Annotated in this window: 5 protein-coding genes; 2 read left to right on the top strand and 3 right to left on the bottom strand. The window is 61.4% G+C overall.

Translation table 11 applies throughout. The features are described from left to right. Positions 1–983 (top strand): tetratricopeptide repeat protein (locus tag RIFP1SYM_RS18460; RefSeq protein ID WP_039960787.1); only part of this gene is annotated, 983 nt, incomplete at its 5' end. 111 nt (positions 984–1094) lie between these two features. Continuing rightward, on the top strand, positions 1095–2051 hold the full coding sequence (locus RIFP1SYM_RS15750) for an ATP-binding protein (RefSeq protein ID WP_240991583.1): 957 nt from the start codon (positions 1095–1097) through the stop codon (positions 2049–2051). Between the two features lie 85 nt (positions 2052–2136). Here RIFP1SYM_RS15750 and recQ read toward each other — a convergent pair whose 3' ends face one another. The 3 genes from recQ to RIFP1SYM_RS15740 are packed head-to-tail and all read right to left on the bottom strand — an operon-like array spanning position 2137 to position 4759. Then, positions 2137–3975, bottom strand: a complete 1839-nt coding sequence (gene recQ, locus RIFP1SYM_RS15745) for a DNA helicase RecQ (protein ID WP_005966664.1) — start codon at positions 3973–3975, stop codon at positions 2137–2139. After that, the gene (locus RIFP1SYM_RS18455; protein ID WP_050798790.1) at positions 3972–4163 is read right to left on the bottom strand and encodes a hypothetical protein; all 192 of its coding nucleotides are present in this window, start codon (positions 4161–4163) and stop codon (positions 3972–3974) included. The genes recQ and RIFP1SYM_RS18455 overlap by 4 nt, the downstream gene beginning before the upstream one ends. Beyond that, positions 4163–4759 carry an NAD-dependent epimerase/dehydratase family protein gene (locus tag RIFP1SYM_RS15740; protein ID WP_476756447.1) on the bottom strand — a complete coding sequence of 199 codons (597 nt, stop codon included), beginning with the start codon at positions 4757–4759 and terminating at the stop codon, positions 4163–4165. Before RIFP1SYM_RS15740 ends, RIFP1SYM_RS18455 begins: the two co-directional genes overlap by 1 nt. Positions 4760–4777 lie beyond the last annotated feature (18 nt).

Here is a 4777-nt window from a genome sequence, read left to right as displayed (position 1 = left end):
CCAGGATCCGTGCCGCGCTCGCCTGCGCCTATATTGGCAGCTCCCTGCCGCTGAAGGCGCTGGAGCAGCTTGATATTGCCCTGGACAAGGCGCCTGATCACGCCTTCGCCCACTATCTGAAGGCCATCGCCCATCTGCATCGGCGGGCGGTCCATTCGGCGGAAAAGAGCATCCAGGCGGCACTGGCCCTGGAGCCGGATGACGCCGACTATATCGGCTGTCTGGCGGAGGTACGCTATTTCCAGAATCGTGGCAGTGAATCACGGCGGCATCTGGACGAGGCGCTGGCGATCGATCCCGAAAACTGCAACCTGTTGCTGATCAGCGCCGACCGTACATCCGCGCTTCCCCGCAAGCAGATGTTGCTGGAGCGGGTATTGCGCCAGCATCCCACCGACCCGTATGTGCAGAAAGCGCACCGAACCCTGACGGCGCGCCGGCGTAGATCGACGCTGTTGCTCGCCCTGCTCATCGCCCCGCTGGTTGCCGGCCTGTTTCTCTCTTACGGGGGGAACAAGGATGGGGTTGCCCTGATCATTCTCTCTCTGGTGACCGGCTATCTGCTGGCGGCGGGTCGCTCGTTGCAGATCATCGGCAAATTTTTCGCCAGACTGGCGCGCCGAGTCCATTTCCACTACCAGCAGGGATCGCTGCGGCATAAGGCGGACGAGTTTTGGCGCGACCACGCCAATGGCTGGACACTGCTTATCGTGATCGGCGCACTCATTGCGGGTATCGCAGAACGAGGCGGGTTACCCGTGGAGTTTCGTAATGCCCTGTTTGGGCCGCTGATCATGCTGATCTATCATCGCATGAGGCATCTGTGGAGTTTTTTGTTTCCCTTTCTCATCCATCTACTGCTGGGAGGTGTCATCCTGTCGTTGGCTGGCAAGCATCCTGCGGTCGCCCTGGGGGGCGGGGCACTGGTCGTGGTGTTGCAGTCGGTCGTCCTCAACAAATGGTATTTGAGTTATTTCAAATGATGTCACCCGAGTAGTACGCCAGGGGGCGGAGTCAAACCGCATAGAGTGCGGTGGGAATAGTGATGTGGTCGGGGCGGCTTCACTCCGACCTCTTTGGTTAGGTAGATGCTGATGAGTGAAAAAGAACGAATTCCAGTCAATCAGGAGGGGGATGAGGCACTACTGTTCACCCCGATTGCCCCGGCGTCGAACCCGATCGGCTTTGATGATATCGGCGGCATGGATGAGCTGAAGCGTGAGGCGCGGATGAAGATCATCCAGCCGTTCAAGAATCCCGAGCTGTTCCGCAAGTTTGGCAAGCGCGCTGGCGGCGGCATCATGCTCTACGGCCCGCCGGGTTGCGGCAAGACCTTCTTTGCCCGCGCTATCGCCCGGGAGTGCGGTGCCCACTTCTTCAATGTCGAGATCGACGATATCCTCGATATGTGGATGGGCAACAGCGAAAAGAATATCGCCGCTCTGTTTCAAGCCGCCCGGGCCAGCCGTCCGGCGGTGATCTTCTTCGATGAGATCGATGCGCTGGGGCGCAACCGCACCCTGTCGCGCCACAGCACTATCAGCACCACGGTCAACAAGTTTCTCTCCGAACTCGATGGACTGGCCTCGGACAACGACAATATCCTGGTGCTAGCGGCCACTAACGCGGTCTGGGATGTGGACAACGCCTTCAAGCGCCCGGGGCGTTTCGACCGGGTGATCTTCGTTCCACCACCCGACACCAGAGCCCGGGCGGCGATTTTCCGTATCAAACTAGAGGGACTGCCGGTCGAGTCGATTGACGTGGATGAGCTGGCGCAGGCCACTCCGCACTTTTCCGGCGCTGACATCGCCGGTCTGATCGACCGGGCCATCGAACGGGTGCTGGAAGAGATCATGGAGACAGGTGAAGAGCGGCAGCTGACCATGAACGACTTGCAGATTGCTCTGAAGCAGGTCAAACCCTCTACCCGTGAGTGGCTGGAAACCGCTAAAAGCTACGTTGAATACGCCAATAGCAGCGGCCAGTACGATGAGCTGCAGGCCTACCTGGAACGGTCCATGCCAAAGCGACGGATGGGCTTCTTGTAACCCCAGGGATCGGAGTCAAACCGCATAGAGAGTGGTGGGAATAGCAATGTGATTGGGGCGCTTTGACGCCAACCCCTTCGGCCGATCATCTGATGTTCAATGATGGGTCTCGGGAGCCGCCGGTTCGGCCTGGCGGATCAGCTCGAAGGAACTCCTCCCCATAGTGTTCCAGTTTGACTTGGCCGACGCCGTCGATGTTGAGCAGCGCGGCGGGGGTCTCCGGGCGCCAGATCACCATCTCTGCCAGGGTGGCGTCGTGGAAGATCACGTAGGGCGGTACCCCCTGCTCCTCGGCCAGCTCCTTGCGTAGGGTGCGTAGATCCTCCCACAGCTCTAGGTCGGCTGGGTCACTGAAGCGCCGCTGCACCTTTTTCTTTTTGATCTTCTCGGGCTTTCGTTCGCGGCGCAGATCGAGCCGGGTCTCGCCGCGCAGCACTGGTCGGGCCTGCTCGGTGAGGCGCAGGCCGCCGTAACCTTGGATGTCGACCGCCAGCAGGCCGCGTACCACTAGCTGTCTGAAGATTGAACGCCATTCTGGACCGCTGAACTCCTTGCCGATGCCGTAGACTGAGAGCTGCTGGTGACCGAAGTTGCGGATGCGTTCGCTGTCGGCGCCATGCAGCACGTCGATCAGGTAGTTGACGCCGAAGCGCTGGCCGGTGCGGTAGACAGCGGAGAGGGCCTTCTGCGCCGCCTTGCTGGCGTCCCAAGTCTCGGGCGGTAGTAGGCAGTTGTCACAGTTGCCGCAGGCGGCATCCAGTTGGTCGTCGAAGTAGGCGATCAGTGCCTGACGGCGGCAGCTGGTAATCTCGCACAGGCCGAGCATTGCATCGAGCTTGCGCCGCTCCACTGTCTGTTGAGCCTCCGGGGCGTCGGACTGTTCGATCATCTGCCGTAGGGTGATGACGTTCTGCAAGCCGTAGCTCATCCAGGCGTTGGCGGGCTCACCATCGCGACCGGCGCGACCTGTCTCCTGATAGTAGGCCTCGATGCTCTTGGGCAGGTCGAGATGGGCGACGAAGCGCACGTCGGGCTTGTCGATGCCCATGCCGAAGGCGATGGTGGCGACGATGATCACCCCTTCTTCCTTGAGAAAGCGCGCCTGATGCTGTTCTCGCAGCTGGTGCGGCAGTCCAGCGTGATAGGGCAAGGCGCTGCGCCCCTTGTTACTGAGCCATTCGCTGACCGATTCGACCTTCTTGCGTGACAAGCAGTAGACGATGCCTGCATCGCTGGGGTGTTCACGCTGCAGAAACTGCCAGAGGGCGTCGCGTTGACGCTCATGTTGGCCGATATGGTAGCGGATGTTGGGACGGTCGAAGCCGCTGACAAACTGTGGTGCCTGCTCGAGGCCGAGTCGTGTGGCGATCTCTCGGCGGGTGGTTTCGTCGGCGGTGGCGGTGAGGGCGATGCGCGGGATCTGTGGGAAACGCTCCTGCAGTAGCGAGAGCTGGATATATTCAGGGCGGAAGTCGTGACCCCACTGGGAGACGCAGTGGGCCTCGTCGATGGCGAACAGGGCGATCGGACTCTGTGCGAGCAGCTTCAGGGTGCGGGGCTGCAGCAAGCGCTCTGGCGCCAGGTAGAGCAGGTCGAGAGTGCCTGAGCGCAGCTCGGTCTCGATTTGGGCGGCGGCCTGTGGCTCCAGGGTCGAGTTGAGGAAGGCAGCCTGGATGCCGAGCTCGTTGAGCGCCGCCACCTGATCCTGCATCAGCGCAATCAGCGGTGAGACGATGATGCCGACGCCGTCGCGGAGCAGTGAGGGGATCTGGTAGCAGAGGGATTTGCCGCCGCCGGTGGGCATAATCACCAGCGCGTCGCCGCCTTCGCTCAACTGCTGGATGATCTCGGCCTGCTGGCCGCGGAACTGCTGGTAGCCGAAGGTCTCGCGGAGGATCTCCAGGGCCTGATCAGCGGCGCTCATCCCTGGGGCTGGCGAAATTGGTAGAGGCGGTCCCTTTGGCGTTGATGGGCGAGGTAGAGTGGCACCACAGCTTCGATATCGGTGGGCTCGATGCCAAGCTGTTCGAGACCGTTTTCGTCGCAGACACTGTCGCTCTGTAGCGACAGGTAGTTGTCCATGGTAAAGGGCTTGCCGGGCAGCTTTTCCATCACCCTGGCCTGTAGNGGGCTGCGCTGTCGCCTAGCTCCATCAGGATGCGCTGTTTGCCGATGGTCTGGGCGGTGTAGCTCACCAGTTCCCCCAGGCTGAAACTGCGCGGGCCGCACAGGTCATAGTGGTGGCCGAAGGTGCGGCTGTCGTCCAGCGCTTGGCTGAATGCCTCTACCACATCACCCACATAGACTGGGGCGAAGCGGCTCTCGGCGCAGGCCAGCGGAAACAGCAGCGGGGCGCGTTCCAGCAGGCCGGCGAAACGGTTGAAGAAGCTGTCGCCGGGGCCGAAGATCACCGAGGGTCGGAAGCTGGTGACTGCGGCGAAGCCGCCGCCGCGGGTGTGCGCCCAGCTTTCGCCCTCACCTTTGGAGCGTAGGTAGTGGCTGGAACCATTGGCCTCGCTGGCGTTCAGCGCGCTCATGTGCAACAGGCGTTTGATGCCCGCGCTGCGACAGGCCTCGACCACCACATCCACCAGCTCCACGTGCAGGCGGTGGAAACTCTGGCCAGTAGTCTCGTTGAGAATGCCGATCAGGTTGATGATGGCGTCGCAGCCCTGGAATTGACGGCTGAGTGCGGCCCTATCGAAAATGTTGCTTTTGACCAGTTC

This window comes from endosymbiont of Riftia pachyptila (vent Ph05), assembly GCF_000224455.1.
Lineage (GTDB): Bacteria > Pseudomonadota > Gammaproteobacteria > Chromatiales > Chromatiaceae > Endoriftia > Endoriftia persephonae.
The sequence above is the reverse complement of the archived record's forward strand: the minus strand, read 5'-3'. Positions and strand labels throughout refer to the sequence as shown.